Raw genomic sequence first — 25,082 nt, 5'->3', positions numbered from 1 at the left:
ACCGCGTGTTCCTTTTCCTGCTTGAGTTTTATCCGATCACTTATCCATAGCCAGATCCTGAAATTCAAGGAGCACTCCATGAGTAACGTTCCGCCTTCTGAAAATCCCGGCCGCCTGAAAAATCTGGTGTTTGGCCTGTACTTCTTCGCGCTGTTGATGATGGCGCTGTTTCCGCCGTTCTACCTCAAGGTCAGTGGCAGCACCGCGCTGGTGCTCGGTGTGCCACTGCCGATCTTCTACTGGATTCTGATCGCCGTGCTCATGGGGCTGGGCCTGTGGATGCTGTACGTGGTCGAGTCTCTGCTGGGTGAAATTCCACAAGAGGGGGACGGGCAATGATCAGCACGACTACAGTTTTAGACCTTTACATCACCTTCGGCCTGATCGGCGTGTTCCTGGCGGGCATGATTGCCGTGTTGTACGCGACCAATCGCAAGAGCGAGAGCTTTTCCGACTACGCGGTGGGCGGTCGCTCCTACGGTCCCTGGTTCATCGCCATGTGCTACACCAACTCGTGGTGGCCGGGTGCAACTTTTACTGCGTTCTTTGCACTGTCTGTCGGTGGCGCGCTGGGCTTTTACGGCATGGTCTATGCCACGCTTGGCGTGACCGCCATGTACCTGATGGCCAATCGTGCCTGGACCTGGGGCAAGCGTTTCAACCTGACCACCCAGCCGGACCTGCTGGGCATGCGCTTCAACAGCCCGGTGGTCAAACGCATTGCTTCGATCATTGGCATCATCTCGGTATTCCCTTGGGTGGTGATGGGCATTCAGGCCCTCGCGACGCTTTTTCAGTTCGCCAGCTTTGGCCGTTGGGGCGTGACCACTTGCCTGCTGGTAGGGGTGGTGGTGATCCTGATTCGGCAGTACTGGACGGTGAGCATGGGCATGCGCGGTCTGATCATGACCGACATGTATCAGGGGCTGATTGCCTACGTGCTGTGTGCCGCGCTGTGCATTTTCCTGCTGTTCGGTGCTCAGGCGTCGTTCGCCAACCTGTCGCAACTGCCCGCCAGCATGCTGGTGATCCCCGGTGGCGCAGGCAGCACTTACGGCCCGATGTACATGTTCAGCCTGATCTTTACCGGGGTGATCGGCTCAATGTGCTGGCCCATGAGCTTTCAGCGTATCTATACCGCCAGCGGTGTGCGTTCGGTGAAGAAGGGCACACTCCTGACCATCATGCTGGTGGGTGGCTTCTATGGCATTCTGATGCTGTTCGCCGCGGCAATCAGTCAGGACCCCAACGTGGCCGCGCATCCGCAGCATGGCTGGTTCCTGTCACTGTTCGATATCGGCGGGCCGTGGTTGCTGGGGCTGGCAATCATGATTGTCCTGGCGGCCAGCATCGGCCATGTCGACGGCTGCGTTCAGGTGTGCGGTACACAGTTTGCCAACGATCTGGCGACCTGGAGCAAGCCGCGCAGTGATCGCGAGAAGACTGTTCTCGCCAAGGTGGGCATGGTGGTTTTCATCGCGGCGGCGTCGCTGTTGGCGTACCTGACCTTCGATTACGCGCGCCTGCAACTGCTGGCACAGATTTCCTATCAGGGCATCATCCAGCTGGCCGTGCCGCTGTTCTTCGGGGTCTTCAGTCGTCGTGGCAACAAGCAAGGCGCGATTGCCGGCATGCTGGTCGGTATTGTGATCGCGATTGTGCTGACCACAATTTACCCCGATGACATTCCGGCACTGGGTTCGTTGACCAGCGGCATCATCGGCCTGATCTTCAATGCGGGCATTTTTGTCGCGTGCGCCATTGCGATCAAGCCAAGTGCGGAGGAGGTCAGACGCGTTGATGAGTTGTTCGCCATGGCAGCACCGGCGCGCCATGGCGTGCGGCCGATTGCTGCTATGGGCTAGTCGATAAAAGCCCTGAGCGGCGAGGCCAGGTAGCGGCGTTCTGGATAGTACAGATACGGCCAGGTGAGGCGCTGCCACCTGGGCTCAGGTATCGGTTCCAGTGCGCCGCTGTCCAGATGAGTACGTAGCCGGTTTTTGAACAGGAGGCGGCTGCTCAATCAGAGCCTGCCTTGCTCGCGCAGCACTGCGCCGATTCGCTCTATTTCCAGTTCGCCCTGATTAAGCGCGGCCTTACTGGTGTGCACCGAATAGTAGCCGGTGACCAGATCATGCGGATGCTTGACTGCCGACCCCAGCACGAAATGGGTATCGCCTTTCGCGACGAAGTCGATAGGGCGATCCGATTCCTCGAAAATAGCCAGTTCGCCAGCGCTGATCGGGCCGCCTGCGTCGAGGTGTCCGGCGTTGATCGCCAGCCAGGCGACGCTATGACCTGCGGGCGGCGTGTAGCGCCAGTGCTCGCCGTCTTTCAGTTTTACGGCCAGATAATTCATGCCCTGTGGTGCAGGTATGCTGCTTTGTGCTGCACCGTAACGCCCCAGCAGCACCTGTGCCGGGCCTTGCCGCGCAACCTGCGACGCCGCCAGATAAACGCTGTGTGCAGGGCCATTCTCTTGCGCTGCGGGCAGGGCTATCCATAGCTGAAAGCCTGTAATCGGCGCATCGCTTACCGGCTGGGCGTCATGCCATACGCCATTGCCCGCGCTCATCCATTCCACACCACCGTTGGGCAATATGCCTGATTTACCGGTGGTGTCTTCGTAGGCCATTTCGCCTTCGATCATATAGGTCAACGTTGCAATTCCTGAGTGTGGATGCATGCCGAAGCCTTTTTTTCCCGGCTCGGGTTTGAAGCCGAATTGATCAAGAAATACGAAAGGCTTCAATAATTGACCCAGATCGCCAGGGCTCATCAGGCGAGTGATAGGCCCTCGGCTTTTGCCGCTGGTGCGATGGGTGATGGCGCGTGGCTGAATGCTGACGATAGTGTTCATAGCGTTGTCCTCTAGGCCTTGATGCCTGAGCACAAAGAATAAGCCTCTGTGGATTACTTGATTAGTCGGTATAGTTGGTTTGGACTCATCCATAAATGGAAGGAATAAACCCCGTGGCGCTTGACCTCAACGATGTCGCCCTGTTTGTGCAGGTCGTGCGCAGCGGCAGCTTTGCGCAGGCGGCAAGGCATCTGGGCATGCCTTCCAATACGGTCAGCCGCAGGGTTCAGCAGTTGGAAATACAGCTGGGCACTCGATTGTTGCAGCGGTCGACACGCAAGCTGGTCCTCACCCAGGCAGGGGAGGACTTCCACGAACGCTGTGTGGGCGCTGTCGATGGTTTGATGGATGCCGCAGAGCAGCTTGTTTCAGGCCGTGAAGAGCCTGGCGGTCGGCTGCGCATCGCCGCAATGGCGGATTTCTTCGATTTCTTTTCGATGGAGTGGGTGGCTGATTTTCTTGCCGAATATCCTCGGGTTCAGCTGGAGTTCGTGCTCAGCGATGAGCGCGCCGACCTGATCGCTGACCGGCTGGACATCGCGCTTCGCGGCGGCCCCTTGCAGGATTCGGGCTACGTAGGGCGACAACTGATCGAAGAGGGGCATGACAGCATGGTTGCCAGCCCGGCGTATATCGCCGCTCACGGCATGCCTGATTCCCTGCAGAGCCTGCACGGGCATTACTGCGTCAGCACGGCGCATCCCGGCGGGAGCACTGTCTGGCGGTTGCTCGGGCCGGACGCGAAGATGCATGAGGTGCAGATGGCCAGCCGATTCAATGCCAACACCGCGCAGGCATTGCGTAAAGCGACCCTGGCAGGGCTTGGTATTGCGCTATTGCCCGCGACGCTCATCCGCTCGGATTTGCGCGATGGCAGACTGGTGCCGGTACTGACGCAGTACCAGCGCACCAGTCATGGTCTGCATGTGCTTTATCCCAGTCGGCAACATCTGCCGCCTGCGGTGTCGGCATTCATAGCGCTGGTCATGGAAAAACTCAGGGACAAGGCGTTTGCGGCGCAATGAGCCGCCTTGGCGGCACACTACATGCTCTGCGTCACTTCAACTTCGAGGTCATGTAGATCAGCCGAACGGTCGCAACCGTAATGGCTTCTGCGTCGTTCTTGATGTTTTCCAGCTGGTCGCTGTCGACGTTGCTTTCGCCTGCATTTGATTCAATCAAGCGGGTCACGTGGTACAGGTTCTGAGTCACGTCGTGCAGGTTGCCGTGCAGGCGAGCAACAACGCGGTTGAGAGGAGCGCAGGCCTGGCTATTCGAAATCGTGACGGCGGGTGAGCTGAGACCGGTCACCACGTAGGCCACATCCACGCCCGCATTCGAGACGCTGGAAAGGTAGTCTGCCCGAGGCGAGCGAACACCGTTTTCGTAATTGCCCTGAGCGTTGGTTTCCACGCCACCTATCGCGCCCAGTGCGCTTTGCGAAAGTTTGAGGCGCAGACGTTCCTTTTTCAGCCGTGCTCCGATCCCTGTCATCCGTTTGTCCTCGATAGACTGTCCGCCGCAAGCCCAAGGCTTGCTGCTACACATCAGGGTTAACAAGCGTTACTGGCATTGATCGATAAGGCCCTCCAACAGACCCGGAAAACTGAGTATCCGGATCAATCAGGTACTAACGTGCCAGACAGGCGGTAGAGTGTACGTAGGAATTAAACGAGGTGATACATTTTTGTACGGACTTGAACGCTTTTAAACGGCGGCTTTGAAAGGCTTACAGCAGCGATATTTCCTGAAACCGGGAGGTCTTTAACCGGACCTCCCGACCGACCTACAAACAACGAGAGGCAGGTTGCGCGGTCCAGCTGGCGGCAGTTGCGGCGATCTTGTCAGCTAACCGGGACACGGCTTTCTGATGGGCGATAATGAGATTTTCCATGCCTTCCCCGGCCTGTTCGCGAATCACGCTGCTGCAGGTCAGACTCTGCCGCTTGCTGCCGGCGGTAGCGCCTGCATCGCGAAGCCCGAGCGTCCAGACCACATCGATCAACGCATAATTGCCAGGCATCGACTCGAAGCGGCGTACATCTGTACGGACCGAAAGCACCGGTTGATCGCTGTTTTTCGGCAGACCGGCCATGTCGCGGCTGCCGAAATGACGTTCAAGTTGCGGCGTCAGCGCATCGTGAAACTCGTCGCCCAGTGGCGAGCCCCAGCGTTCGGTGTCCAGAATCGCGAGGCTGCCGTTGCCCTGACGAACCACCAGTGGCGGCTGGTCAACCTGAACCGGCATCAAGACCGGCAGCATCTCGAACTGGAACGGCATGGGTCTGGCCGCTACGCTGCTGGCCGCGCCCATGGGCGCAATCAGGGTGTAATAGTGGGTCTGCGTCGATGTGCAGGCACCCAGGCCCAGGGCTGCGGCAAGTACCGCCAGTTTCAGGCGCAAGGTCATTGTTTTGGCTCCAGATCAATGGCTCGGGATGAGGACGGGGCGTTGAACGAGCGTGGGGCTGCATCGCCCGTGCGACCGCGAATCAGCGATTCTGGATGGCGGCTGAGGAAGTCAGTCAGCACCCGTACCGAACGAGCGGTGCGCTGCACTTCATCCAGCGCCTGGCCCAATTGTTGACGTGCAGGCGAATCTTCAGCGAATGAATCGTTGGCGGTGCCCAGCGTTTTTTCAGCCTGCTGCAAGGTGCCACGCATCTGCGGCAGCACACTGCTGTTCACCTGTTTGAGAGTTTTCTGCAGCTCGCTGAGGCTGCCATTCAGATTCTTCGCCAAGTCGTCGATCGGCAGTTTGCTGAGCTTCTCGACGAACGCCTGCAATTGCTCCTGCAACTTGTCGAAGCTGCCCGGTACGGTCGGGATTTCCAGCGGACGGGCCTTGGCATTGAATGCCACTTTCGGTGCCTTGGGATCGAATTCCATGGCGATGTACAACTGGCCGGTCAACAGGTTGCCGTTGCGCACTTGAGCGCGAAGGCCGTTGGCGACGAACGCTCCCAGCACTCTGGCGGATTGTTCTTCTTCATCGCCCTTGCCGCCGAGCTCCTGCAGTTTCGACTCGGCCGCACCCAGGCGCTTGGGATAAATCACTGCACCCACGATACCGGGGAAGGTCTTGGTGGCAGGGTCGTAATCCAGATCGACCGACACCACCTTGCCGATATTGACGCCCAGAAAGTCTACCGCTGCGTTGACCGTCAACCCGCGAAGCGACTGATTGAAGCGCATGCGGATGTAACGCGGTTCGCCATCGGGCGGAGCCAGCGCGGTGGCCTGATCATCGAATATCTTGAATTCGGCGTTCTCGTCGGCGAGTTTCGAGTCCGGGCTCCAGTTGGGCTCGCGGAAGGCAATGCCGCCGGAGATGATCGAGGTCAGCGACTGGGTATTGACCTTCACCCCTGACGCGCCAACCGTGATGTCGACCCCGCTGGCATTCCAGAAACGGGTGTCGGTGGTGATGTACTGATCATTTGGTGCGTTGATGAAGATTTGAATATCGACCCCGCGACCATCCTTGGACAACTCGTAGCCAACCACCTGACCGACCTGAATGCGTCGATAGTAGATCGGTGAGCCAATGTCCAGAGAGCCGAGGTCGTCGGTATGCAGTTTGAAGCGCTTGCCTTTTTCACCGAAAGTGACCGGTGGCGGTGTTTCCAGGCCGGTAAAGCTGGTTTTGGTCTCCTCGGAGCTGCCCGCGTCGGCGCCAATGAAGGCGCCTGACAGCAACGTGTCGACGCCCGATACGCCGTGCGCGCCGATGCGCGGTCGCACCACCCAGAACTGGCTGTCGATTCTCGTGAACGGCGCGGCGCTGGTGTTCAGGTCGATGCTGGCCAGTACATGGGTACGGTCTTCACTAAGGGTGATATCGGTAACCATGCCGATGATCACGTTTTTGTATTTGACCTGGGTCTTGTTGGCCTCAAGGCCTTCTGCGGTCAGGAAGCTCACGGTGATTTTCGGGCCGATGTTCATCCAGTCATGCAAAGCCATGGATACACCAATGATCGCTGCAACGATCGGCACCAGCCAGATCAGCGAGACGCGCAGGCGACGACGTTTGACTTCAGGGCGTGGCACTGAAGCAGACGGGGGGAGGGTATTGTCAGACATCTTCAACCTCTGCGTCCCAGATAAGCCGGGGATCGAAACTCATGGCGGCGAACATCGTCATCACCACTACCAAGCCAAAAAACAGAATACCGATCCGCGGCTCGATGGTGCTGAGCTCGCGAAACTGAACCAGAGACGCCACAAGGGCCACAACCAGCACATCGAGCATCGACCAGTAGCCGATCAGCTCGATGAAACGGTAAAGACGTGCGCGCTCGCGCATCGCCCAGGTGCTGCGGCGCTGACACGTGATCAGCAGCATGCCCAGCACCAGAAATTTGATACAGGGCACCAGAACGCTGGCGACAAAGATCAGGATGGCAATGTCCCAGGAGCCGCTTTCAAAAAACTCCAGTACGCCGCTCATGATGGTGCTTTCACTGCGGTTGCCCAGCAGGTTGGTGTACATCACCGGCAGCACATTAGCCGGGATATAGAAGATCAGTGCGGCAATCAGATAAGCCCAGGTGCGGCTGATACTGTTGGGCTTGCGTCTGTGTACCGGTGAGTCGCAGCGCGGGCAGCGCGTAGCGTCCTCCTGGCAGGCGTAACCGCAGGTATGGCACAGGCAGAGCTTGTGTTCATGGGCGAAGGGAATGCCGTTCATTGCGGCGGCACTCCCAGTTCATCCCACAACCTGCGGATGTCCTTGTTGGCGATCAGCAGAATCAGCACCATCAGCATGGCCATGGCCCACAGCCCGACGCCCGGATGCACGTCGAGCATTCCGGACAGCTTGATGATCGCCACCAGAATACCGAGCATGCACACTTCGAGCATGCTCCACGGTCGCAGGTGTTCCAGGGCGCGCATGCAGGCCCTGAAGCCGGGCGCGATGATGCCTTTGTGCGCATGTACCAACACCCAGAACAGCAAGGCGATCTGCAAAAGCGGCGCAAAGATAATCGAAAGGCCGGCGACCAGCGCAATGATCGTGATTCGCCCTTGAGCAAGGGCTTCAACCGATTGCCAGAGCGTGACCTCGTTGGTCAGGCCCTTCATGCTGATGCTGATCACGGGAAACAGGTTGGCGAACACAAAAAGCATGGCCGCAGCGACGGTCAGTGCCAGTAACTGCTCAATGGTCATTCGGTGGCCGCGCCCGAGCAGTGCCTCGCAACGCAGGCAGAACGCTGCTTCACCGGGCTTCAGCGATTGCGCTTCGTACAGCGAGTCGCAATGCTCGCAAATGATCAGGCCAGGAGAGTGTTCAGTAGGATGCACAGTGCTCATCGACGCCATTGCTGCAGAGGTAAGGGGTGAGAACGCGAAGCACGAAAAGATACCTCGTTAATGGCAGTGTGAAGCGTTTTTTTTTGTACAGTCCATGCCAACGTATTGGTACACGTCATTGACCGCGATAGCGGTGGGTGGTTCACATGTCATAGCGCCATTATTCCATGCGGGAGCACATGCAGGAATAAGGGTGGAGAATATGTCAGCGACCGATGCCTTTTACAGTCATCTGCAAGGCACCGGTCGCCGTATTGTTTTCAAACAGGCCTGTCCTAGAGCTTGCCGGGCTTTACGCGTTGCTTGAGGAACCCTAGCAACTGGCGGGCGGACGCTGGCACGTTGTGTTCGTCAAACGTGAGGCAGATTTCTCTGGCCTCATCCTCAATAGTGATCTCGTACTGATTCAGATCCCGCGCCTGATCATTGAACGCACTGCTGGACTGATTCAGGCCGCTGTCACTGACCAGCCGCTGCAGTTGCTCGGCTTCTGGCTGCTCAAGGGTGGACGTATCGACTTCACAGCGTTTGACGGCACCCGCAAAACCGCCGGATTGCACTAGACAGACCTTCATTTCAAGCACCTTTGTGGTGGTCGCACTTCGGCTAAACCTTGACCCCGACTTCCTTCCAGGCCGCTTGTACGGCTTTTTTGGCTTTAGGGCCGAAGCGTGAATCCGAGGCGATTTTTATGCTGGCTCTGGCGCAGTCGACAAACTGACTGTCAGAGGCCAGCTCCAGCATCGTTTCATACCAGATTCTGCCCGCTACTTCCCAGGCATTTCCGCCCAACGCCTTGGCGACCAGCACGAACGCCCGATTGGGGATGCCCGAATTGATGTGTACGCCGCCGCGGTCCTTGGCGCCAGTGTACAGGTCGGCCATCGTTGCCGGTTGCGGATCATCGCCCAGGTCCGGATCGTTGGAATAGGCGGTGCCCGGTTTTTCCATGTCGCGAATGCCCCGTCGTGTAGGAGCGGGCACTAGCAATTCCTTGCCGACTACCCAGTCCGACTCGGCGGCGCTGGTGCCCTGTTTCCATTGACGCACCAGCATGCCGAAGACATCGGCGAAATGCTCATTGAGGGCTCCGGATTGTCCGCGGTAATCCAGATTCGAGGTGAAACTCTGCACACCGTGGGTCAGTTCATGGCCGATTACTTCCAGGCTGCCGGTGAAGCGCTTGAAGACCAGATCGTCGCCGTCGCCATACGCCATCTGGCTGCCATTCCAGTAGGCATTGCTCAGCGGTACGTGGTCGCCATTGAAGTCCACCTCGGCGACGTGCACCGTAGACACCAGCGACATGCCACTGTCGTCCAGCGAATTACGCTCGAACAGTTCTGCGTAGAAATCGTAGACATCGCCGGAACCGTCGTAGGCTTCATCGGTTGCCTTGTCACCAGTCGGGGCCTGGCCTTCCTTGCGAGCCACAGCGCCGGGAAGATCGTCGGTTCCCTTGGCATCGTGAATCACGCGGTGCTTTCGACCGTCAGGCGATTTGATCGCGTGCATGGAGGGCATGGTTCGGGCTGAAAGTCGTGATGCCAGGAACGCCGAGCTGCTCGTCAGGTTGGCAATGGCCCGGGCGCTTACCAGAGTCTTTGGGGACTGCGCCATACGCTCGAGCATATAAGGCGGAATGAAGCAATGCAGGGGGTTACGGTCGTCGCACATGATGAACTCCTGTTCTAATGCACCAACGGCGGCAAGCCATCGGTCAACATGGTCGCAGGCGTTTGACACTTCATGTTGCGTTTATATGCAAAGAAATATCTGATCACATGACCAGTGATCGCAAAAAATATAACTGATTGTTGCGAGAACAGCGCATGGCCAGTGCCCAAAGCCCTTTGGCCGGGCATGCGACACCTCGACACAGTCCATCAACGGGCGTTGCGGGAATGTTAGACTCGCGCCACTTCAGACGAGGAGCAGACCTACGTGCGCAAGACGGTAATGATGATAGTGGTGCTGGCTCTGGCCGGATGCGATGCAGGCAGCTCGAGTGCGCCCGCCAGGGAAAAAGCCCAGGATGCGGCGGTTACTGCTCCGGTCTCCACGCCACAGTGGTTCATTCAGATGAATTCGCGCGAAGCGGTGAGCGATACCAGTGCCTGGCTGCTGGAACGCAGTTATGCCCCGGTCATCGTGGACATCGACGGTAAGCAGCAATTGTTGATCGGACCTTATGAAAGCCAGGCCCAGGCCGAGGAACAGCGCGTGTTGTTGCAGGCCAAAGTGAGCAAATCCCACCGGTTTGCCGAGCCGTCGGTGGTACAGCACGCCCGCTTAAGGTAATTCATCAGACCTACACCATCGTTACAACAGCATCAAGCATTGCGGGCCCGTACCCAGGCCCGCGATGTTTCGCATCAGCGGCTATCGATCAACGACGACCCAGCAACAGGCCGACTACCAGGCCGAAGCCTGCAGAAATAGCCACGGTTTGCCACGGGTGACCACCGATGTAGGTTTCGGTCGCTTCAACGACTGGTTTGGTGCGGTCGCGCACGCTGGCCATCGAGTCCAGTGCCTGCTTCAGCTTGAGGCTCAGTTGTGCACGCAGCGTTTCTGCTTCTTCGCCGACCAGCGCAGCGCTTTCCTTGAGCAATTTGTCGGATTCTTCGATCAGTGCCTGCAGGTCACTGAATGCCTGATCCTTGATTTGATCGGCAGCTTGTTGAGCAGGGGTCTTACGAGCCATGGGTATCTTCCTTTCAAGTGATGGCAACAGTGACCAATGGAGTCTCGCGCATCCTGAAAAGTTGCAATTGCTTGAATGAGCCGACGCAAGACTCTGCAGGTAACGCCCCTTACGGGTGTAAGATGCAGCCGTTTTTAGCCGTAGGTGACTGTGATGAGTTTCAATCTGGCCAATCGGCCGCTCCCCGAACGTACCGCTCTTGAAGACGAGAAATCCCGTTTGTTCGACCTCTGGCAGAGCAATCTGGGCAAGGCCAAGAGTGAGGCTGCTCGCTTGATGGGCGAGCGCGCGAAGCGCAAGGGCAAGTGGTCCGAATGGGTACGTTCCGAACTGGACACGATGAGCCCGCCGGAATACGCCAACATGGTACGCAGTGAAGTGAATCGTCTGGTAGCGGCGAGCAAGTAGCCTGCGACAGCGGCCTTCGCATTTGGCGGTAATCGTTGCTCGTGCCAGCGTTGGCATGACGGTTACAAATTTCCATTCCTCATGCCCCTGCATGGGAATGCCTTGCATGCCGGGCTGATTCAGGCCTTTTGAGAACATTGATGGCCCAAGCCAGCGCAAGATTCACCCAGGGCAGCGTAGCGCGCCACATCGTCATCACCGCCAGTACCAGTGCCTTGAGCCTGTTTGCGATTTTTCTTGTCGACATACTCACGCTGGTCTATGTCTCGATGCTGCATGATCCTGTGCTTCTGGCTGCAGTCGGCATCGCCAAGGTGCTGATTTTTTTCAACAGCGCGCTGGTGACCGGTGTGATCATCGCTGCGACTTCGGTGTTGTCGGAGCGCATCGGCCATCGCGCGGTCAAGTCCATACCTCGACTGACCGGCAGCCTCATGCTGATGGTGGTCATGGTCGCCGGTCTGGCGTCTGCCGCACAGTTGGCGCTGGTGGTGCCGATTACCCACTGGCTTGGGGCCGAGGCGGCCACTTACGAGGCGGCGCGCAGTTTCATCTGGCTGACACTGCCTTTTACCGTGCTACAGGCCGTGATGCAGATGTCGGCGCAGATGCTCAGAACCACCGGTGATAACCGTCGGGCGCTGGCAGTGGTGCTCTCAGCGGCCGCCACGCTGGCGGTCGCAGACCCGCTGTTTATCTTTGTGCTGGACCTGGGGCTGAACGGCGCAGGCATCGCCTTTGCCATATCGGCAGCGGTGTCCGCGTCCATCGGGCTGTATTGGGTGCGCAGCCGCATAGGGATGGTTTTCACGCGCAATCTGAAACTGCTGCGCCTGCATGCCGTGCGTACCTTCAGGCTTGCGCTTCCTGCCATGGCGGCGAATCTGGCGACGCCGGTCGGTTTGGCTTATCTTGTCGCCTCGCTTTCGGCATTCGGCACCTCCGCCCTGGCCGCCATGGCGGTGCTGGATCGGGTCCTGCAGTTTTCGTATTGCGCCTTTTTTGCTTTGCCTGGCGCGCTGGCCCCGGTGCTTGGCCAGAATATTGGTGCGAACCGCGACGATCGCGTGCGCTCTGCGGTCATCTTTACTCGACGGCTGGTGGTCTGTTACGGGCTGGCAGTCTGGTTGATGCTGGTGCTGTGTGGCGGCATGATTGCCGATCTCTACCAGCTGGGAGCCGAGGCCCGCGCTGTGTTCATGGCCTTTTGCTTGTGGGGCGGCGGTCTCTGGGTTTTGATTGGTCTGGATTTCGTCGCCATCGCCGTATTCATGACCATGAACAAATCATGGTGGGTGGCGGTGTTTGCCTGGCTCAGGGCAACAGCGGGTACCGTGCCCTTCGTGTTCGCCGGCATTCACTGGTTTGGAAGCAGCGGTGCGTTGCCTGGCATGTTTACCGGTAATGCGATCATTGCGTTGATCTCCATCACCACGGCTTCACTGACAGCGAAGCGGTTTTTCACCAGCAGGACCCCGGTTTCCAGCATCGGGGTACATTGAATCAAGGCGTTATCAGGTTTTTATGGTTATCGAAGAATCAGGGAATGAATCCGAAGAAACAGCTGCGCCCAAGCGCCGTCGTGCGCCCAAGGGCGACATGCGCAGAAAGGCTTTGCTGGATGCCGCCACGGTTGTTTTCGCCAGGGACGGTTATTCGAGTGCATCAATGCGCGAGGTTGCATTGCTTGCCGGTATTACCACCGTCGGCTTGCTGCACCATTTCCCCAACAAGGAAGCCCTGCTCGCTGCGTTGCTGGAGCGCAGGGATCAGCGGGTTACGTCACGCTTCCAGGATCTGGTGACCGAACCGACGCTTGAAGGGTTTCTGAAATTTCTGAAACTGAGCATGAGCTTCAGTATCGAGAATGCTGACGAGTGTCAGGCGGCACTGCTGATGAATACCGAGAGCCTGTCGAAGTCGCACCCTGCGTGGACATGGCACCGCGAGCGATTCCAGCTGACCCATGAGCATGCACGCGGCCATTTGCACGCGTTGATAGAGGCGGGTGAGGTGCGTGCCGACATCAATGTCAAAGCCCTGGCCCAGGAAATCTTCTCGGTCATGGACGGTTTGCAGATTCAGTGGCTGAGAAGCCCGCAAGACGTGGATGTCATGGCGGCTTTCGATATCTACGTGCAGCGTCTGGGCAGGGACATCAAGGCTCATCCCTGAGCCTTGACGGGGTGCATCAGTAAGTCTGTGCCGCGCTGACCTGGACTGCCTTGCGCAGTGGCAGTGGCAGCGGGTTGCTGTCACGAGTGGTCAGTTTTTCCGGGTACAGGGTGATCAGCGTCCTGTTGAGGGTCAGGTTCTCCGAGTCTGCCCCCACAAGAATCTTGAACTTCCCGGCGTCCACGTCCCAGCTTGCCGTCTTGTCGACGTAGTAGGCCAGGGAGCGGGAGTCTATCGGTACGCTGACAGTCTTGCTCTCGCCGGGCTGAAGGTACACCTTGGTGAAGCCCTTGAGCTCTTTCTCCGGACGGTCCACCGCAGGTTTGACCGGCTGCACATATAGCTGTGCCACTTCGAAGCCTGCCTTGTCACCCGTATTGGTCACGGTGAATTTGACGTCGATTGTCGAGCCCGGCGTCAGCACGTTGGTCGACAGTTTCAGGTCGCTGTAGCTGAACGTGGTGTAGGACAGGCCGTAACCGAACGGGTAGAGCGGCTTGGCGTGTTTCTTGTCATAGCCGCGATAACCCATGTACAGGCCTTCGCTGTAGGTCATTTCGGTCAGCGGGTTGTTGCCGCGATAGGCCGCCGGGTCCGGATAGGAAGCATAGCTTGGGTTATCCTCGATTTTCTTGTCGATTGTGACCGGCAGCTTGCCCGACGGGTTGACCTTGCCATAGAGGATCTCGGCCAGCGCCTGACCGCCTTGCTGGCCCGGGAACCAGGCTTGCAGCGTAGCGCCCACCTTGTTTGCCCAAGGCTGCATGTTGGCCACGCCGCCGCCGTGCATGACGACGATGGTGTTGGGGTTGGCCTTGGCAACGAAGCTGATCAGCTCAGCCTGTTGATCGGGCAGATCGAAACCGTGGTCAGAGCCTTCGCCTTCGTTCTCGGACGTGTTCCCTGTAGCAACCACAACTGCATCGTATTTCGACAGGTCTTTTGGCGGACGCAACGACGCCCAGCTCATCTGCACGCCCGTCAGGCTACCCAGCACAGGGATAAAGTTGCCTTGTACACGCTGGTATTCCAGCTTCACGCTGTAGGTCTTGCCAGCCGACAATGCTGCGGTTTTCCCCGACGTTGTCAGCGCGTTCACGACGTCACCGGAGTAAGGCACGCCATCGCTCTGCAGAACGAGTTCATCGTTGACCCACAGTTTGTAAGGGCCGTCTGCTCGCACCTTGAACACCTGAGCGCCCGAGACGGTTGGTTTGATGGTGGTGGTAAACCGCGCCGAGAATGCCCCGGGTGACGGGCTGAAGCCAGACACCGCAGTACTGCCTGCGTTGGTGACGTTGCTGCCGGTGGTCCAGTTCAGGTTCAAGCCTGGTTCCACGCGCGTCAGCACCGGGTCGCCGGAAAAGGTGGTGTTGGAGAAGTACTCGGCTTTTACCCCGGCGTTGCTGATTCCGTTGTCGCCGGTTGCTGGCTGATACCACACCGAACTGGCCGGATTCAGGCTCATTTCCGAAAGGTAGGTGACATCGGAGCTGCTGGACGCCAGTTGCTGCAGGCCGCTCAGCTCGGTTACATAGCTGTTGGGCGGCGAGTTCGCAGTGCCAAAAGGAGATGCAGGGACATCGTGGGCCCAGTTGCCAATCACAGCGATTTTCGCCGAGCGCGCCAGCGGCAGCAACGGTTTGCCCGCAGCGGTGTTTTCGTTGCGCAGCAATACGATGGATTCGCGCGCGGTATTCAGTGCAGCGCGCATGCCGTACTCGGGATGCTCCAGAGTCTTGGCGGTGTTGAGGTTTTCCTGGAGGTCGTAGCTGACGATGGCGCGCAGGTTACGTTTGACCTTGTCGTCGATCACGTTCTGGGTCAGTTGCCCGCTCCACAGGTAAGGCAGAAGTTTGGCTTCGGTAAACTGCAGGCCGGATGGCATGTCGATGTCAGTACCGGCCCATGCGCCCTTGAACGCATCGTGAATGGCGTTGAAATCACTGATGACCATGCCCTGATAGCCCCATTCGCCCTTGAGCACTTCAGTGATCAGGTGATGGTTTTCACAGGCATAGTCGCCGTTGACCTTGTTGAAGCCGCACATGATCGAGGCGACATTGGCGTTCTTCACCATCGACTCGAAGCCCGGCAGGTACAGTTCACGCAGGGTGCGCTCATCAACCTTGATGTCGACTGCCTGACGATTGGCTTCCTGCTCGTTGGCCAGGTAGTGCTTGCCGCTGGCCTGGATACCCTGGGCCTGAATGCCGTTGACAATGGCCGGTGCCAGTACCGCGCCGAGGAACGGGTCCTCACCGCTGACATATTCTGCCGAACGACCGTTGTAGGGCGTGCGGTACAGGTTGACGCCTGGCGACAGCATCTGCTGGCCGCCGGAAATCCGTGTCTCATAAGCGATGGCCAGGCCGAATTCCTTGGCCCGGTTGATGCTCCAGGTCGCTGCCAGCGCCGACTGCGAAGGGTACTGAGCACCGAACGTGGCATTGTTGACGTGTACGCCCATGGACGAGTCATACGCCACGGTGCCCTTGATGCCCCACTTGAGCAGGGAAGGGATCATGTGGCCGTCGTCGACGCGAGTGAAGTTGATCTTTTCCGACTGGTTCATGTTGTCGAGAATCGAGCTGACGCGCGCTTCGACTGCGTTACCGGTCGCCGGGGTCACGGCGGCGAGCGCAAGGTTGGCCTGCATGACGCTGAACGTCAGCAGGCTCAGGCTCAGCGTCTGTTTGAAGGCTGACAAGGCAAGTGTCCTTCCGGTCGATGTGATCGGTTGATTGAGGTTGTTCATGGTCGTTGTGCCTGGGCAGGGGCGTCGTCGGTGTCCACTGGCGCTTCGAGCAGGGACGACGAACTCTGTTGTTGAGCCGGGTTGATCTTGTCAGCGCCTGATAACTGGTCGCGCTTGGCTTCCACCTGCGTCCGGATCTGTTGATCGGACACAGCGGTATTTGTGCTGGAAGTTGAGTCCGCTGACAGTGCGCAGACACTGTGCGCGCACAAAAGTACTGCACTGAAAACAGACAGCATGGTTCTAGTCATCGATTGCATCTCGATTAATGGTTTGCAGGAGAAAAACAGACGGCTGTCGCAATGACACATCGCTTGGCTGAACAGTAAGTCCGACGCGACAGTAAAAAGTTCACCGGTAGATAAAGTATTACTAACCCTGTTTTTATTAAATGATGTCAGTTGGCCTTCATCGGGTTTTTCTTGACGAAAAACAATTGGGGTGATGATTTTTACAGGTTTAAATAGCAATTTTCGCTATTAAATTGGTTTTAATTGTTAAAAAAATTGTAATTTTTAGTTTTTAATTGCTTTTTAGTAAACCTAATTGTCGTTAGGTTTAGTGATCTGGTAAGCTTTGCATTCTGACGCTTTTGCGTGCGTTCAACACAAGCGACTAATAGTCTATTCAGGGCGGTTCTATAAAATATTGATGAGCTCAATGATTGTTTTTGAATGCGCTTCAATAAATAGAGTGTTCTAAAAAGTGCGCAAAAATTGACGATTTGTGAACGGCTTTATTTAAGGTTGAGCGTGTGTTGTGCAGGTCGGGAAGAACGGTATCGGGTGTCCACTGTTTTGCGCGTCAGGCTTCATTAAGTTAAAGGCAAATACGGTGAGTTACGAATGTCCACGCGTTGACCTCGCGATCTTGAGCATCGTCAAGCGATTGTGCTTGAGCAAACCCCAAAAGCTTACGTTTGGTCAGATCTACCGGGAGCTGGTGCGCGCGTACGCTCGTGCCCCGGCCATCCACGTTTGTGTGGGAGCGGTCGACACGCTGGTCAGGGAAGGGCTTCTGATCTCCGCAAGAGTCCTGGAGCCCGATCAGTCATTTCCTTATACCCAGCACATCATCAGTGGCCTGACCGAGATTGGCGCAGCCTCGCTTGCCAGCTGTGAAGACCCTGTGGTCACTCAACGCAGTGTCACTCGTTATACGGCAACGAGAGGTAGTATTGGCCCAGTTCGGTCAGCTTACCCTCATTGTTCAACAGGCTGGAAAAGTGCGGGTCCGGGTTCATCCGGCCAGTGAACCAGGCGTACCTGAACACGTCCGGGCGCTGCTCAAGCGTGGCAACCATCTCGGCCATCTGCTGCTTCTGCTTTTCGACCGTATCAATCTGCGCACCGTCATCCAGGGCGTGCCAATTGGCGAACTCGGTGACCCAGAAGGGTTTTCCGTACTTCGACAGCCGATCGAGCATTCCTGGCAAACCATAGTCGTACCAGTGAAAAGCCAGGTAATCGATGCGCGGGTCGCGATTTTGATTCATCGATCGATAGGCTGTGTAGAAGGCATCAAGCCATACCACCGGGTCGCCGTAGCCCGGCATGGTTCCCCAGTTCATCGCTGGCCCCACCAGTTTTACGCCGGTCTGGGCAGCGATCTGTTCCAGCCTCGGCCAGAAGCTGGCCGCCGCTTCGGGCGTCATGTTGGCCTGGTCGAGCAGATTCGGCTCATTGATCACCAGCAAATAGCGGATGGCGGGATGGGCCAGCAGGTATTGCTTCAATTGACCGTCGTCAACGTTGCCGTTCCATACCATCGGGATGAAATCCACACCGTACATTGAGGCGTAGTCGTAGGACGCCAGGCGGTCGTGGGGCTTGGGGCTCCAGTTGTACCACCAGCTCACGCCCGAAGATAACGCACTCAGGTCGGCGGGTAGGGCGATGTCGTAGGCAATGCCGCGCTTGGCGCTTTTTTCTGCAGCCCATGTCGGTGCCATGCACAGGCTGAGCATCAGCGTCACAAGAGCCAGAAAGGTCGGGAAAAAACGTGCTGACGGGTTCTGCGGGGTCATTGGCAAATCTTCCTTGAGGGTGGGGAGGCATGGAGCATGCTCAGCAGTCAGCCAGCAGAAAGCATGCCACCTGTATCGCCCCGTTTACGTTGCCAAACCCTGACAGGCATTACTACCCGTAATGACTGGTTACCAGGGATCTCCCTCTGCCTGGCGCAAATCCAGCGTGCCGCTGTCACTGAAGCGCATCGTACCGAACAAGCCGCTAGCCAGCTTGCCGCGAAGTGTATAGGGCAGATTGTCCAAACGCTGGCTCTGACTAAGCCCCAGTGCCTGGCGCAAGGCGGCGAACGCCGACACGCTGACCGGCACCACCAGCACCGCCTCGGAGAAGCGTCCTACGGTGCCTTTCTGGTTGCTCACACCAGAGGCGAGCAGCTTACCGTTCACGTCCAGATCCAGCGCCACACCGGTGTAGTTGATCTCGGTTTCGTTCGGGTTCTGCACCCGCAATGTGACCGCCATGCGCAGTTCAAGTCCCTGCCCGGGAACGGGTTCGATACCGACGACGTTGATCGTCAGCGGGTCTCGATGGGGGATGAGTGCACACGCGCTCAAACCAAGGATAAGCAGGCCTGAGAGCAGGGCGCGGATCGGGCGTAGCGACATTCGTGTGCTCCAGCGTCGGGTTCAGTCATCTTCAGACCTCGTCTGCCATGAGAGATTCGTCCTGTCGGGCGCAATGCCGTGATACCCGCTAATCTGCCTGTTTCAACCATTGCGTCCGCAAGGCAGCAGGTTGATGATTCGACCGATCCTATAAAAACAAGACTGGAGATAATCATGTCCATCGAAAGGACACCCCTTCATCAAGACCCTGTGGTCATTGTCAGCGCTGCGCGCACGCCCATGGGCGGTTTTCAGGGTGATCTGCAGAGCCTGAGTGCCACAGAACTGGGTTCGATCGCCATCCGCGCGGCCGTTGAGCGGGCAGGCATTGAAAGTGCAGACGTGCAGCATGTGCTGTTTGGTTGCGTGCTGCCGGCGGGCCTCGGTCAAGCGCCCGCTCGACAAGCTGCACTCGGGGCCGGGCTACGCAATGCGACGCTCTGCAGCACGGTCAACAAGATGTGCGGTTCCGGTATGCAGACCGCAATCATGGCCCATGACCTGTTGATGGCAGACAGCACGGCGGTGGTAGTGGCTGGCGGCATGGAGAGTATGTCCAATGCACCTTACCTGCTGGATCGCGCTCGCAATGGCTACCGCATGGGGCACGGCAAGGTGCTGGACCATATGTTTCTGGATGGCCTTGAGGATGCCTATGAGCCGGGTCGGCTGATGGGTACCTTCGCCGAAGACTGCGCCGGGTCGAACGGTTTCAGTCGCGAGGCACAGGATGCGTTCGCTCTGGCGTCACTGGCCCGCGCGCAGGAGGCCATTGCCGATGGTCATTTCGACGCAGAAATCGTGCCGGTGCAGGTCACCGTGGGTAAAGAGTCCAGGCAGATCATTCACGATGAACAACCGCCCAAGGCGCGTCCGGACAAGATCCCGACGCTCAAACCCGCCTTTCGCGAGGGCGGCACGGTTACGGCAGCCAACTCCAGCTCAATCTCCGATGGCGCCGCAGCACTGCTGTTGATGCGTCAGTCCGAGGCGCAGCGGCGAGGGTTGCGGCCCTTGGCGGTGTTTTACGCACATGCGGCATTTGCCGACCAGCCGGGCCTGTTTCCAACCGCACCGATAGGCGCCATTCAGCGTCTGCTGAGCAAGACAGGCTGGGCGCTGGATGACGTCGATCTGTTTGAGATCAACGAAGCGTTTGCAGTCGTGCCGCTGGTAGCGATGAGTGAACTGGGCCTTGCGCACGAGAAGGTCAATGTCAACGGTGGGGCGTGCGCGCTGGGTCATCCGATAGGCGCTTCGGGCGCGCGGATCATTGTGACGCTGTTGGCGGCTTTGCAGCGCAGGCAGCTCAAGCGCGGGGTGGCGGCGATTTGCATCGGTGGCGGAGAGGCCACCGCTGTCGCCATTGAAATCATCGATTAGATAATTTATTCAAAGACTTACGATTTTTTTCGAATGTAGATTCTAGATTTTATGCTTGTGCATGGTTATTAATTTAAAAGGATAGTTATCAATGTCTTACGAGACAATTCTAAGTGAGATTATAGGTAAGGTTGGCGTGATTACGCTGAACCGTCCCAAGGTACTTAATGCATTGAATGCTCAATTGATCGACGAGTTGAACCACGCACTCGACCAGTTCGAAGCAGACAGTGCCATCGGCTGCATCGTGCTGACCGGCTCGGAAAAAGCCTTTGCGGCCGGTGCCGATATCAAGGAAATGGTCGACCTGTCCTACCCACAAATCTACCTCGACGACTTGTTTCGCGAAAGTGATCGGGTGGCCGCGCGGCGCAAACCCATCGTGGCGGCAGTGGCCGGTTTTGCGTTGGGTGGCGGTTGTGAGCTGGCGTTGATGTGCGATTTTATTCTGGCGGCTGAAAACGCCAGGTTCGGGCAGCCGGAGATCAATCTCGGTGTGTTGCCGGGCATGGGCGGGACGCAGCGTCTGACCCGCGCTGTCGGCAAGGCCAAAGCCATGGAAATGTGCCTGACTGGTCGCCTGATCGATGCTCACGAAGCCGAACGTGCCGGGCTGGTTGCGCGGGTTTTGCCGCTTGAACAGTTGCTGTCTGAAGCCCTCGCGGTAGCGGCGGTGATCGCCGGCAAGTCCCTGCCGGTGGCGATGATGGTCAAGGAGAGCGTCAACCGCGCGTTCGAGGTCAGTCTGGCCGAAGGCATCCGGTTCGAGCGCCGGGTGTTTCACGCAGCCTTCGCCAGTCACGATCAGAAGGAGGGCATGAACGCGTTCATCGACAAGCGCCAGCCGGATTTCAAGGACTGCTGATCTACGCGACCCAGAATCAGGATGCGCTGTGCATCAATGTGCAGTTCTGCCGTCTGCCCGCGAACAATCAACTCGCTGTCTGTTGTAATGCGCAGGTGCTCGCCGCTCGCAAGACGAATGCAATCGGCTGGTTCTGCAGACAGGTCGCCGTGCCACAGACTGTCTTGCGACGCGTGTTCAGCTGGTGACAGGGCTGCGCAGATGACCGGGCGCTCGGGATTATTGTCCAGGTAACGGACCAGTACGCGTGAGCCAGGTAGCAAGTGATGAATCTCGCGGCAGGCGACCAGCGCCATCGGCCAGCGCTGGCTGGGTCGGTCTGCGTGGTGTTGTGCTTGCCAGTCGAAACGAACCGGTCGATAACCGGGCTGTTCTGCGTACGTGGCGTTGTCTTGCAGCGTGGCTATATGATCGCCCGTGGCGGCCGGCCGAGGATGTCTGACTGAGGGGCGAAACGGCATCGCCCAGGGGATGGCCTTGAAACGGTTGCCATAGCCATTGCCTGACAGCTGTGCGGCCGCAGGTGACGAGCGCTGCTCGTCGGCGAGTATGCGCAGGATTACCAGGGCATCTTTGGCGGCGGCCCCTCTCAGCACCTGTAATTGCCGACCTGCGTGAAGCACTTCGGTCAGCAGCCATTGATCATTAAGCAATGGCTCCGGGTGATCAAGCACCTGAATGACTTCGCCACTGCGCAAGCCAGGGCGATTGCTGTGCCCGCTGACCTCGCGCCGTTCGCAGCGCAGGCGTTCCAGCTCGCGCATACCGCGCTGGCGACTCAGCGCCTCTTCCCGGTTGATTGCGCCACGAACGTCTGGCGGTTGAAATGCATGATTGGCTGCGGGTGTTCTGGCGTTCTCGCCGTGCTTTGACGAGCGGGGCTGCGTCTGTTTCAGGTCTCGGACTAGTTGTCGCGAAGCGCTTGGAAGCGTCAGTACTTCTGCCATGTGCAAGAGCGTCCCGGTCGATGTGCCTGACTGTTCCTGACGTTTGAAGCGAAAGGGTACTGGCTGCGCCGGAAAGCTTGCAGAGTCATCCGAGAACACCAGTCGATGGCCGCTCTGACGATGTGCGAAACGGAAATGAATGCCTTCTTCCTCGCACAGGCGTTGCAGCAGGTGCAGATCGCTTTCGTCGTACTGGATATGCAGCGGTCTTGCCGGGTAAAGACCGTTCATGTGCTCGAACCGGTAAGCGTTTGCTCCAATGCCGTGTATTTCAAGCAACTGAGCGATCAGCTTAGGAGGCGCAATATCCTGATAGATGCGTCGGCGCCGATGGGCGGCAAGCTTGCCAAGGCTGGGCATCAGGATCAGGTGATAAAGGCTCACACGAACCCCGCTGTGGATTCGGGCCGCATGGCAGATCTGGCCATGCACGCCGCTGCGACGCTCACCGAATCTCAAAAACGCTTCTCGGTGCAGCAGGCTGCGCACATCCAGAAGAGGGTCGCCGATCAGCCAGATATCGAAGCGATACGCTTCATTGAGAGCATCACGGCCGGTGAAGCTGATGACATGCAGATCCGTCTGGCAGTCGGTAATCGCCAGTATGATTGGCATTTGCAGGTCCTTGCGCATCTGCGGGGCTCTCTACCTTCAAAATCAGGGTGCGCAGGTTACGGAATACCTTGGCCTAAAAGCATTGCTGCAAGGTTTTTCGGAAAAAGACTACAAGCAGTGATGGAAAGCGGATGATTGCCGTCGGCCCGATTGGCAGCCATCTTGGCGAGTTCGTTCGAGCAATGTGCGCGGCGGGGGTTTCATCTGCCGTGATCGCGTATAAAATGCGCCGCGCCGGACAGGATATTTGCCGGTGACCCTTTTTCAGCGCCTTGCCAGCGCCGCGTTCTGTCAGTCGTGCAGACGCAGGCGGCGAGGTGCCTAGCGAATCAAGAGAGCAGACATGGGCGCACAGTGGAAGGTCAAGCATAAAGAAGCGGCAGCCAATGCCAAGGGACGCACGTTTGGCAAGCTGTCCAAGGAGATCATGATCGCCGCACGCGCTGGCGCAGACCCGGACATGAACTCGCGTCTGCGGCTGGTAGTGGAACAGGCCAAAAAGGCCTCGATGCCGCGCGAAACCCTGGAGCGTGCCATCAAGAAAGGCGCAGGCCTGTTGGGCGAGAGCGTCAACTTCGAGCGTCTGACCTACGAAGGCTTTGCGCCGCATCGCGTACCGGTGATCGTCGAGTGCCTGACCGACAACATCAATCGTACGGTCTCGGAAATTCGTGTGCTGTTCCGCAAGGGCCAGTTGGGTGCTGCGGGCTCGGTTTCGTGGGACTTTTTGTATCAGGGCATGATCGAGGCTGTCCCTGCAGCAGCGGATGCCGACCCGGAGCTGGCGGCAATCGAAGCCGGTGCCCAGGATTTCGAGTCGGCTGAGGAGGGCGCTACGCTGTTCCTGACCGAATCCACAGACATGGATGCGGTTTGCAAGGCGCTCCCTGAATTTGGTTTCACCGTGCAGTCGGCGCAATTGGGTTATCGCCCGAAAAGCACCGTGGATGGTCTGACCGAGGAGCAGATGGCCGAAGTCGAAGCGTTTCTCGAAGCCATCGACAATCACGACGACGTGCAGAACGTGTACGTGGGTCTTGCAGGCTGATCACTGTGTAATGGAGCGCTTTACGCGCTCCATGCTTTTATCTGTAGAAGAATCTCCGCCAGTGACGGTCGTCGCTGGCAATCAGTCTGTACGCAACTCGCCTGAAGCGCCCTTAGCCCCTCGATGACGTTCTGGTTCTGCTCATCTGCATCGCAACGCTCCAGCAATTCTCCCAGCAAGATACCGAATGCCCGTGTTTCGATGCGCTCCAGCGCCTTTCCCTGTACCGCTGATGGGTGAAACGACGCCGCGCCGAAGTCGCTCAGCAGGCAGTTGCCATCTTCCTGCACAAGAATGTTGTGGCCATAAAGATCGCCATGCGTGATGCCGTTGGCATGCAGGTGCGCAGTGACCGACGCGATGCCTTCGGCGATACGTAACAGCACCGGCAGCGAAAAGCGTGTTTCGCGGGCATAGACATCGCGGGTGCAGGACTCCAGGGTCGGCGGCCCGGCAAGATTGCCGAAGTCGGGCGCTATCAGTTCCATGACCAGGCCACGCTGTTGATCGGGATGCCCGCTGATTTGCCCGAGCACCTCGATCAGGTTGGCGTGACGGCCAGCGGCGATGCAGGCGGCCATTTCATTGAGCGGTGAGCCATCGCTGGTGACACTGCCTTTGTACAGCTTGACCGCCGTCATTCGCTCACTGTTTGCGTGCTGCCAGAGCGCCTGCTGAATGATCCCGGAAGCGCCTTCGCCCAAGCGCTGACCGATGCTCAACTGATGCCACGGGATCTGACGGATCGGCTCGGCCCGGTGCTCGGCGCACAGTGTATTGTCGGCATAGGCGAGCCATGCCAGGGCAGGCAGGCTCAGCAGCCAGTCCGGCAGCTCGGTCAGGCGATTGGCCGCAATGCGGATCAGCTCCAGTTTGTGGCAATCAGCGAGGGTCGTGGGCAATGCACGTAACCGATTGCCAGCGAGCATAAGCTTTTGCAGGTCCGGGCGACGGCCCAGTTCATCAGGCAGGTACTCGATACAGTTATCGGTCAGTATCAGCCAGCGCAGGCGCGGTGGCAGTGCTGCGGCGCTGACCTGTTCAATGCGGTTGGCCTTGAGGCCGACAATCTGCAGCTGCTGGCATTGGCCGATGCTTTCCGGCAGGTGCGTGAACGCGTTGTCTGACGCGAACAGCACGCGCAGCCGGGTAAGGCGGCACAGGTCGTCAGGCAGCGAAGTCAACGAGTTGCCGCTGAGGTTCAATACTTCTAGGGTGTCCGCCAGGTCGAATACCTCGACCGGGAATTCGCTCAGGCCGCAGGAAAGGTCAAGCCGTTTGATACCTGCCAGCTTGCCGGCGCGTAGATCTGCGAGGGTGTGCATGAATAGGCTCGGTCATTGATATCGGACAAGGCGCGCA

The 25,082-nt window shown here is 58.1% G+C and carries 25 protein-coding genes and 2 pseudogenes; 11 read left to right on the top strand and 16 right to left on the bottom strand.

Translation table 11 applies throughout. The features are described 5' to 3' along the window. Positions 1-78 precede the first annotated feature (78 nt). Together RYB66_RS15115 and RYB66_RS15110 are read left to right on the top strand one after the other, a co-directional pair. A complete protein-coding gene (locus tag RYB66_RS15115) occupies positions 79-339 on the top strand; it encodes a hypothetical protein (protein ID WP_005745208.1) in 261 nt (86 codons plus the stop codon). Then, complete coding sequence (locus RYB66_RS15110; RefSeq protein ID WP_005745206.1) at positions 336-1,865, top strand: sodium:solute symporter; 1,530 nt, start codon at positions 336-338, stop codon at positions 1,863-1,865. The genes RYB66_RS15115 and RYB66_RS15110 overlap by 4 nt, the downstream gene beginning before the upstream one ends. On the opposite strand, the pseudogene RYB66_RS15105 reads toward RYB66_RS15110, so the two are convergent. Together RYB66_RS15105 and RYB66_RS15100 are read right to left on the bottom strand one after the other, a co-directional pair. Further along, positions 1,862-2,008 (bottom strand): annotated as a pseudogene (locus tag RYB66_RS15105) (LysR family transcriptional regulator); the annotation flags it as partial. The gene RYB66_RS15110 and the pseudogene RYB66_RS15105 overlap by 4 nt on opposite strands. A gap of 15 nt (positions 2,009-2,023) precedes the next feature. Further along, the gene (locus RYB66_RS15100; RefSeq protein WP_002553225.1) at positions 2,024-2,860 is read right to left on the bottom strand and encodes a pirin family protein; all 837 of its coding nucleotides are present in this window, start codon (positions 2,858-2,860) and stop codon (positions 2,024-2,026) included. 113 nt (positions 2,861-2,973) lie between these two features. Between RYB66_RS15100 and RYB66_RS15095 the strand changes: the two genes are divergently transcribed. Beyond that, on the top strand, positions 2,974-3,885 hold the full coding sequence (locus RYB66_RS15095; RefSeq protein WP_005745204.1) for a LysR family transcriptional regulator: 912 nt from the start codon (positions 2,974-2,976) through the stop codon (positions 3,883-3,885). A gap of 31 nt (positions 3,886-3,916) precedes the next feature. Here the strand turns inward: RYB66_RS15095 and RYB66_RS15090 are convergent, their stop codons facing one another. From RYB66_RS15090 to RYB66_RS15060, 7 genes are all read right to left on the bottom strand, one after another. After that, positions 3,917-4,354: a helix-turn-helix domain-containing protein gene (locus RYB66_RS15090; protein ID WP_002553227.1), complete on the bottom strand. Its 438-nt coding sequence runs from the start codon at positions 4,352-4,354 to the stop codon at positions 3,917-3,919. 292 nt (positions 4,355-4,646) lie between these two features. Continuing rightward, positions 4,647-5,270, bottom strand: coding sequence for a membrane integrity-associated transporter subunit PqiC (locus RYB66_RS15085; protein WP_004658604.1), 624 nt, complete (start codon positions 5,268-5,270; stop codon positions 4,647-4,649). Further along, the gene (locus tag RYB66_RS15080; protein ID WP_005745202.1) at positions 5,267-6,946 is read right to left on the bottom strand and encodes an intermembrane transport protein PqiB; all 1,680 of its coding nucleotides are present in this window, start codon (positions 6,944-6,946) and stop codon (positions 5,267-5,269) included. Before RYB66_RS15080 ends, RYB66_RS15085 begins: the two co-directional genes overlap by 4 nt. After that, on the bottom strand, positions 6,939-7,553 hold the full coding sequence (locus tag RYB66_RS15075) for a paraquat-inducible protein A (RefSeq protein WP_004664882.1): 615 nt from the start codon (positions 7,551-7,553) through the stop codon (positions 6,939-6,941). The genes RYB66_RS15080 and RYB66_RS15075 overlap by 8 nt, the downstream gene beginning before the upstream one ends. Beyond that, a complete protein-coding gene (locus RYB66_RS15070) occupies positions 7,550-8,179 on the bottom strand; it encodes a paraquat-inducible protein A (protein ID WP_057404294.1) in 630 nt (209 codons plus the stop codon). Before RYB66_RS15070 ends, RYB66_RS15075 begins: the two co-directional genes overlap by 4 nt. Before the next feature lie 275 nt (positions 8,180-8,454). Continuing rightward, positions 8,455-8,754: a protealysin inhibitor emfourin gene (locus RYB66_RS15065; RefSeq protein WP_002553232.1), complete on the bottom strand. Its 300-nt coding sequence runs from the start codon at positions 8,752-8,754 to the stop codon at positions 8,455-8,457. Positions 8,755-8,785: 31 nt separating this feature from the next. After that, entirely contained in the window at positions 8,786-9,856 is a 1,071-nt protein-coding gene (locus RYB66_RS15060; RefSeq protein WP_005745200.1) for a M4 family metallopeptidase, read from the bottom strand. 267 nt (positions 9,857-10,123) lie between these two features. Between RYB66_RS15060 and RYB66_RS15055 the strand changes: the two genes are divergently transcribed. Next, the gene (locus tag RYB66_RS15055; RefSeq protein ID WP_005745196.1) at positions 10,124-10,480 is read left to right on the top strand and encodes a hypothetical protein; all 357 of its coding nucleotides are present in this window, start codon (positions 10,124-10,126) and stop codon (positions 10,478-10,480) included. A gap of 88 nt (positions 10,481-10,568) precedes the next feature. Here the strand turns inward: RYB66_RS15055 and RYB66_RS15050 are convergent, their stop codons facing one another. Further along, complete coding sequence (locus tag RYB66_RS15050) at positions 10,569-10,886, bottom strand: YqjD family protein (protein ID WP_002553234.1); 318 nt, start codon at positions 10,884-10,886, stop codon at positions 10,569-10,571. Between the two features lie 153 nt (positions 10,887-11,039). On the opposite strand from RYB66_RS15050, the gene RYB66_RS15045 reads away from it, so the two are divergent. The 3 genes from RYB66_RS15045 (at position 11,040) to RYB66_RS15035 (ending at position 13,469) form a co-directional block, all read left to right on the top strand. Then, a complete protein-coding gene (locus RYB66_RS15045) occupies positions 11,040-11,294 on the top strand; it encodes a hypothetical protein (RefSeq protein ID WP_002553235.1) in 255 nt (84 codons plus the stop codon). 140 nt (positions 11,295-11,434) lie between these two features. Beyond that, a complete protein-coding gene (locus RYB66_RS15040; protein ID WP_054996269.1) occupies positions 11,435-12,796 on the top strand; it encodes an MATE family efflux transporter in 1,362 nt (453 codons plus the stop codon). Positions 12,797-12,818: 22 nt separating this feature from the next. Next, positions 12,819-13,469, top strand: coding sequence for a TetR/AcrR family transcriptional regulator (locus RYB66_RS15035; RefSeq protein ID WP_316894754.1), 651 nt, complete (start codon positions 12,819-12,821; stop codon positions 13,467-13,469). A 16-nt stretch (positions 13,470-13,485) separates the two neighbouring features. On the opposite strand, the gene RYB66_RS15030 is transcribed toward RYB66_RS15035, so the two are convergent. Together RYB66_RS15030 and RYB66_RS15025 are read right to left on the bottom strand one after the other, a co-directional pair. Next, on the bottom strand, positions 13,486-16,227 hold the full coding sequence (locus RYB66_RS15030) for a beta-glucosidase (RefSeq protein ID WP_010198750.1): 2,742 nt from the start codon (positions 16,225-16,227) through the stop codon (positions 13,486-13,488). Continuing rightward, positions 16,224-16,466, bottom strand: coding sequence for a hypothetical protein (locus RYB66_RS15025; RefSeq protein ID WP_002553239.1), 243 nt, complete (start codon positions 16,464-16,466; stop codon positions 16,224-16,226). The genes RYB66_RS15030 and RYB66_RS15025 overlap by 4 nt, the downstream gene beginning before the upstream one ends. A 553-nt stretch (positions 16,467-17,019) precedes the next feature. On the opposite strand from RYB66_RS15025, the pseudogene RYB66_RS15020 reads away from it, so the two are divergent. Further along, a pseudogene (locus tag RYB66_RS15020) lies at positions 17,020-17,337 on the top strand (hypothetical protein); the annotation flags it as partial. 37 nt (positions 17,338-17,374) lie between these two features. Here RYB66_RS15020 and RYB66_RS15015 read toward each other — a convergent pair. Together RYB66_RS15015 and RYB66_RS15010 are read right to left on the bottom strand one after the other, a co-directional pair. Further along, the gene (locus tag RYB66_RS15015) at positions 17,375-18,193 is read right to left on the bottom strand and encodes a glycoside hydrolase family protein (RefSeq protein ID WP_371913340.1); all 819 of its coding nucleotides are present in this window, start codon (positions 18,191-18,193) and stop codon (positions 17,375-17,377) included. A 189-nt stretch (positions 18,194-18,382) separates the two neighbouring features. Then, positions 18,383-18,862 (bottom strand): LEA type 2 family protein, encoded by a 480-nt coding sequence (locus RYB66_RS15010; RefSeq protein ID WP_005780254.1) that lies wholly within the window; start codon positions 18,860-18,862, stop codon positions 18,383-18,385. A 174-nt stretch (positions 18,863-19,036) separates the two neighbouring features. Here RYB66_RS15010 and RYB66_RS15005 point away from each other — a divergent pair, with 174 nt between their 5' ends. Next, positions 19,037-20,245 (top strand): acetyl-CoA C-acyltransferase, encoded by a 1,209-nt coding sequence (locus RYB66_RS15005; RefSeq protein WP_005745188.1) that lies wholly within the window; start codon positions 19,037-19,039, stop codon positions 20,243-20,245. A gap of 91 nt (positions 20,246-20,336) precedes the next feature. Continuing rightward, positions 20,337-21,110, top strand: coding sequence for an enoyl-CoA hydratase (locus tag RYB66_RS15000; RefSeq protein ID WP_016982593.1), 774 nt, complete (start codon positions 20,337-20,339; stop codon positions 21,108-21,110). On the opposite strand, the gene RYB66_RS14995 is transcribed toward RYB66_RS15000, so the two are convergent. Next, positions 21,050-22,690 carry a type VI secretion system Vgr family protein gene (locus RYB66_RS14995; protein ID WP_316894752.1) on the bottom strand — a complete coding sequence of 547 codons (1,641 nt, stop codon included), beginning with the start codon at positions 22,688-22,690 and terminating at the stop codon, positions 21,050-21,052. The genes RYB66_RS15000 and RYB66_RS14995 overlap by 61 nt on opposite strands. Before the next feature lie 325 nt (positions 22,691-23,015). Between RYB66_RS14995 and RYB66_RS14990 the strand changes: the two genes are divergently transcribed. Beyond that, the gene (locus RYB66_RS14990; protein ID WP_002553245.1) at positions 23,016-23,720 is read left to right on the top strand and encodes a YebC/PmpR family DNA-binding transcriptional regulator; all 705 of its coding nucleotides are present in this window, start codon (positions 23,016-23,018) and stop codon (positions 23,718-23,720) included. Between the two features lie 20 nt (positions 23,721-23,740). Here RYB66_RS14990 and RYB66_RS14985 read toward each other — a convergent pair whose 3' ends face one another. Next, a complete protein-coding gene (locus RYB66_RS14985) occupies positions 23,741-25,045 on the bottom strand; it encodes a leucine-rich repeat-containing protein kinase family protein (RefSeq protein ID WP_010198740.1) in 1,305 nt (434 codons plus the stop codon). Positions 25,046-25,082 lie beyond the last annotated feature (37 nt).

The organism is Pseudomonas syringae group sp. 243L2 (genome assembly GCF_032587875.1).
GTDB lineage: Bacteria > Pseudomonadota > Gammaproteobacteria > Pseudomonadales > Pseudomonadaceae > Aquipseudomonas > Aquipseudomonas amygdali.
The sequence above is the reverse complement of the archived record's forward strand: the minus strand, read 5'-3'. Positions and strand labels throughout refer to the sequence as shown.

Bases quoted from the DNA above. Each gene is read 5' to 3' on its own strand.
- RYB66_RS15115 (WP_005745208.1), top strand. From the start codon at position 79: ATGAGTAACGTTCCGCCTTCTGAAAATCCCGGCCGCCTGAAAAATCTG.
- RYB66_RS15110 (WP_005745206.1), top strand. From the start codon at position 336: ATGATCAGCACGACTACAGTTTTAGACCTTTACATCACCTTCGGCCTG.
- RYB66_RS15100 (WP_002553225.1), bottom strand. From the start codon at position 2,860: ATGAACACTATCGTCAGCATTCAGCCACGCGCCATCACCCATCGCACC.
- RYB66_RS15090 (WP_002553227.1), bottom strand. From the start codon at position 4,354: ATGACAGGGATCGGAGCACGGCTGAAAAAGGAACGTCTGCGCCTCAAA.
- RYB66_RS15085 (WP_004658604.1), bottom strand. From the start codon at position 5,270: ATGACCTTGCGCCTGAAACTGGCGGTACTTGCCGCAGCCCTGGGCCTG.
- RYB66_RS15080 (WP_005745202.1), bottom strand. From the start codon at position 6,946: ATGTCTGACAATACCCTCCCCCCGTCTGCTTCAGTGCCACGCCCTGAA.
- RYB66_RS15075 (WP_004664882.1), bottom strand. From the start codon at position 7,553: ATGAACGGCATTCCCTTCGCCCATGAACACAAGCTCTGCCTGTGCCAT.
- RYB66_RS15070 (WP_057404294.1), bottom strand. From the start codon at position 8,179: ATGAGCACTGTGCATCCTACTGAACACTCTCCTGGCCTGATCATTTGC.
- RYB66_RS15065 (WP_002553232.1), bottom strand. From the start codon at position 8,754: ATGAAGGTCTGTCTAGTGCAATCCGGCGGTTTTGCGGGTGCCGTCAAA.
- RYB66_RS15060 (WP_005745200.1), bottom strand. From the start codon at position 9,856: ATGTGCGACGACCGTAACCCCCTGCATTGCTTCATTCCGCCTTATATG.
- RYB66_RS15050 (WP_002553234.1), bottom strand. From the start codon at position 10,886: ATGGCTCGTAAGACCCCTGCTCAACAAGCTGCCGATCAAATCAAGGAT.
- RYB66_RS15045 (WP_002553235.1), top strand. From the start codon at position 11,040: ATGAGTTTCAATCTGGCCAATCGGCCGCTCCCCGAACGTACCGCTCTT.
- RYB66_RS15040 (WP_054996269.1), top strand. From the start codon at position 11,435: ATGGCCCAAGCCAGCGCAAGATTCACCCAGGGCAGCGTAGCGCGCCAC.
- RYB66_RS15035 (WP_316894754.1), top strand. From the start codon at position 12,819: ATGGTTATCGAAGAATCAGGGAATGAATCCGAAGAAACAGCTGCGCCC.
- RYB66_RS15030 (WP_010198750.1), bottom strand. From the start codon at position 16,227: ATGAACAACCTCAATCAACCGATCACATCGACCGGAAGGACACTTGCC.
- RYB66_RS15025 (WP_002553239.1), bottom strand. From the start codon at position 16,466: ATGCTGTCTGTTTTCAGTGCAGTACTTTTGTGCGCGCACAGTGTCTGC.
- RYB66_RS15015 (WP_371913340.1), bottom strand. From the start codon at position 18,193: ATGCTCAGCCTGTGCATGGCACCGACATGGGCTGCAGAAAAAAGCGCC.
- RYB66_RS15010 (WP_005780254.1), bottom strand. From the start codon at position 18,862: ATGTCGCTACGCCCGATCCGCGCCCTGCTCTCAGGCCTGCTTATCCTT.
- RYB66_RS15005 (WP_005745188.1), top strand. From the start codon at position 19,037: ATGTCCATCGAAAGGACACCCCTTCATCAAGACCCTGTGGTCATTGTC.
- RYB66_RS15000 (WP_016982593.1), top strand. From the start codon at position 20,337: ATGTCTTACGAGACAATTCTAAGTGAGATTATAGGTAAGGTTGGCGTG.
- RYB66_RS14995 (WP_316894752.1), bottom strand. From the start codon at position 22,690: ATGCGCAAGGACCTGCAAATGCCAATCATACTGGCGATTACCGACTGC.
- RYB66_RS14990 (WP_002553245.1), top strand. From the start codon at position 23,016: ATGGGCGCACAGTGGAAGGTCAAGCATAAAGAAGCGGCAGCCAATGCC.
- RYB66_RS14985 (WP_010198740.1), bottom strand. From the start codon at position 25,045: ATGCACACCCTCGCAGATCTACGCGCCGGCAAGCTGGCAGGTATCAAA.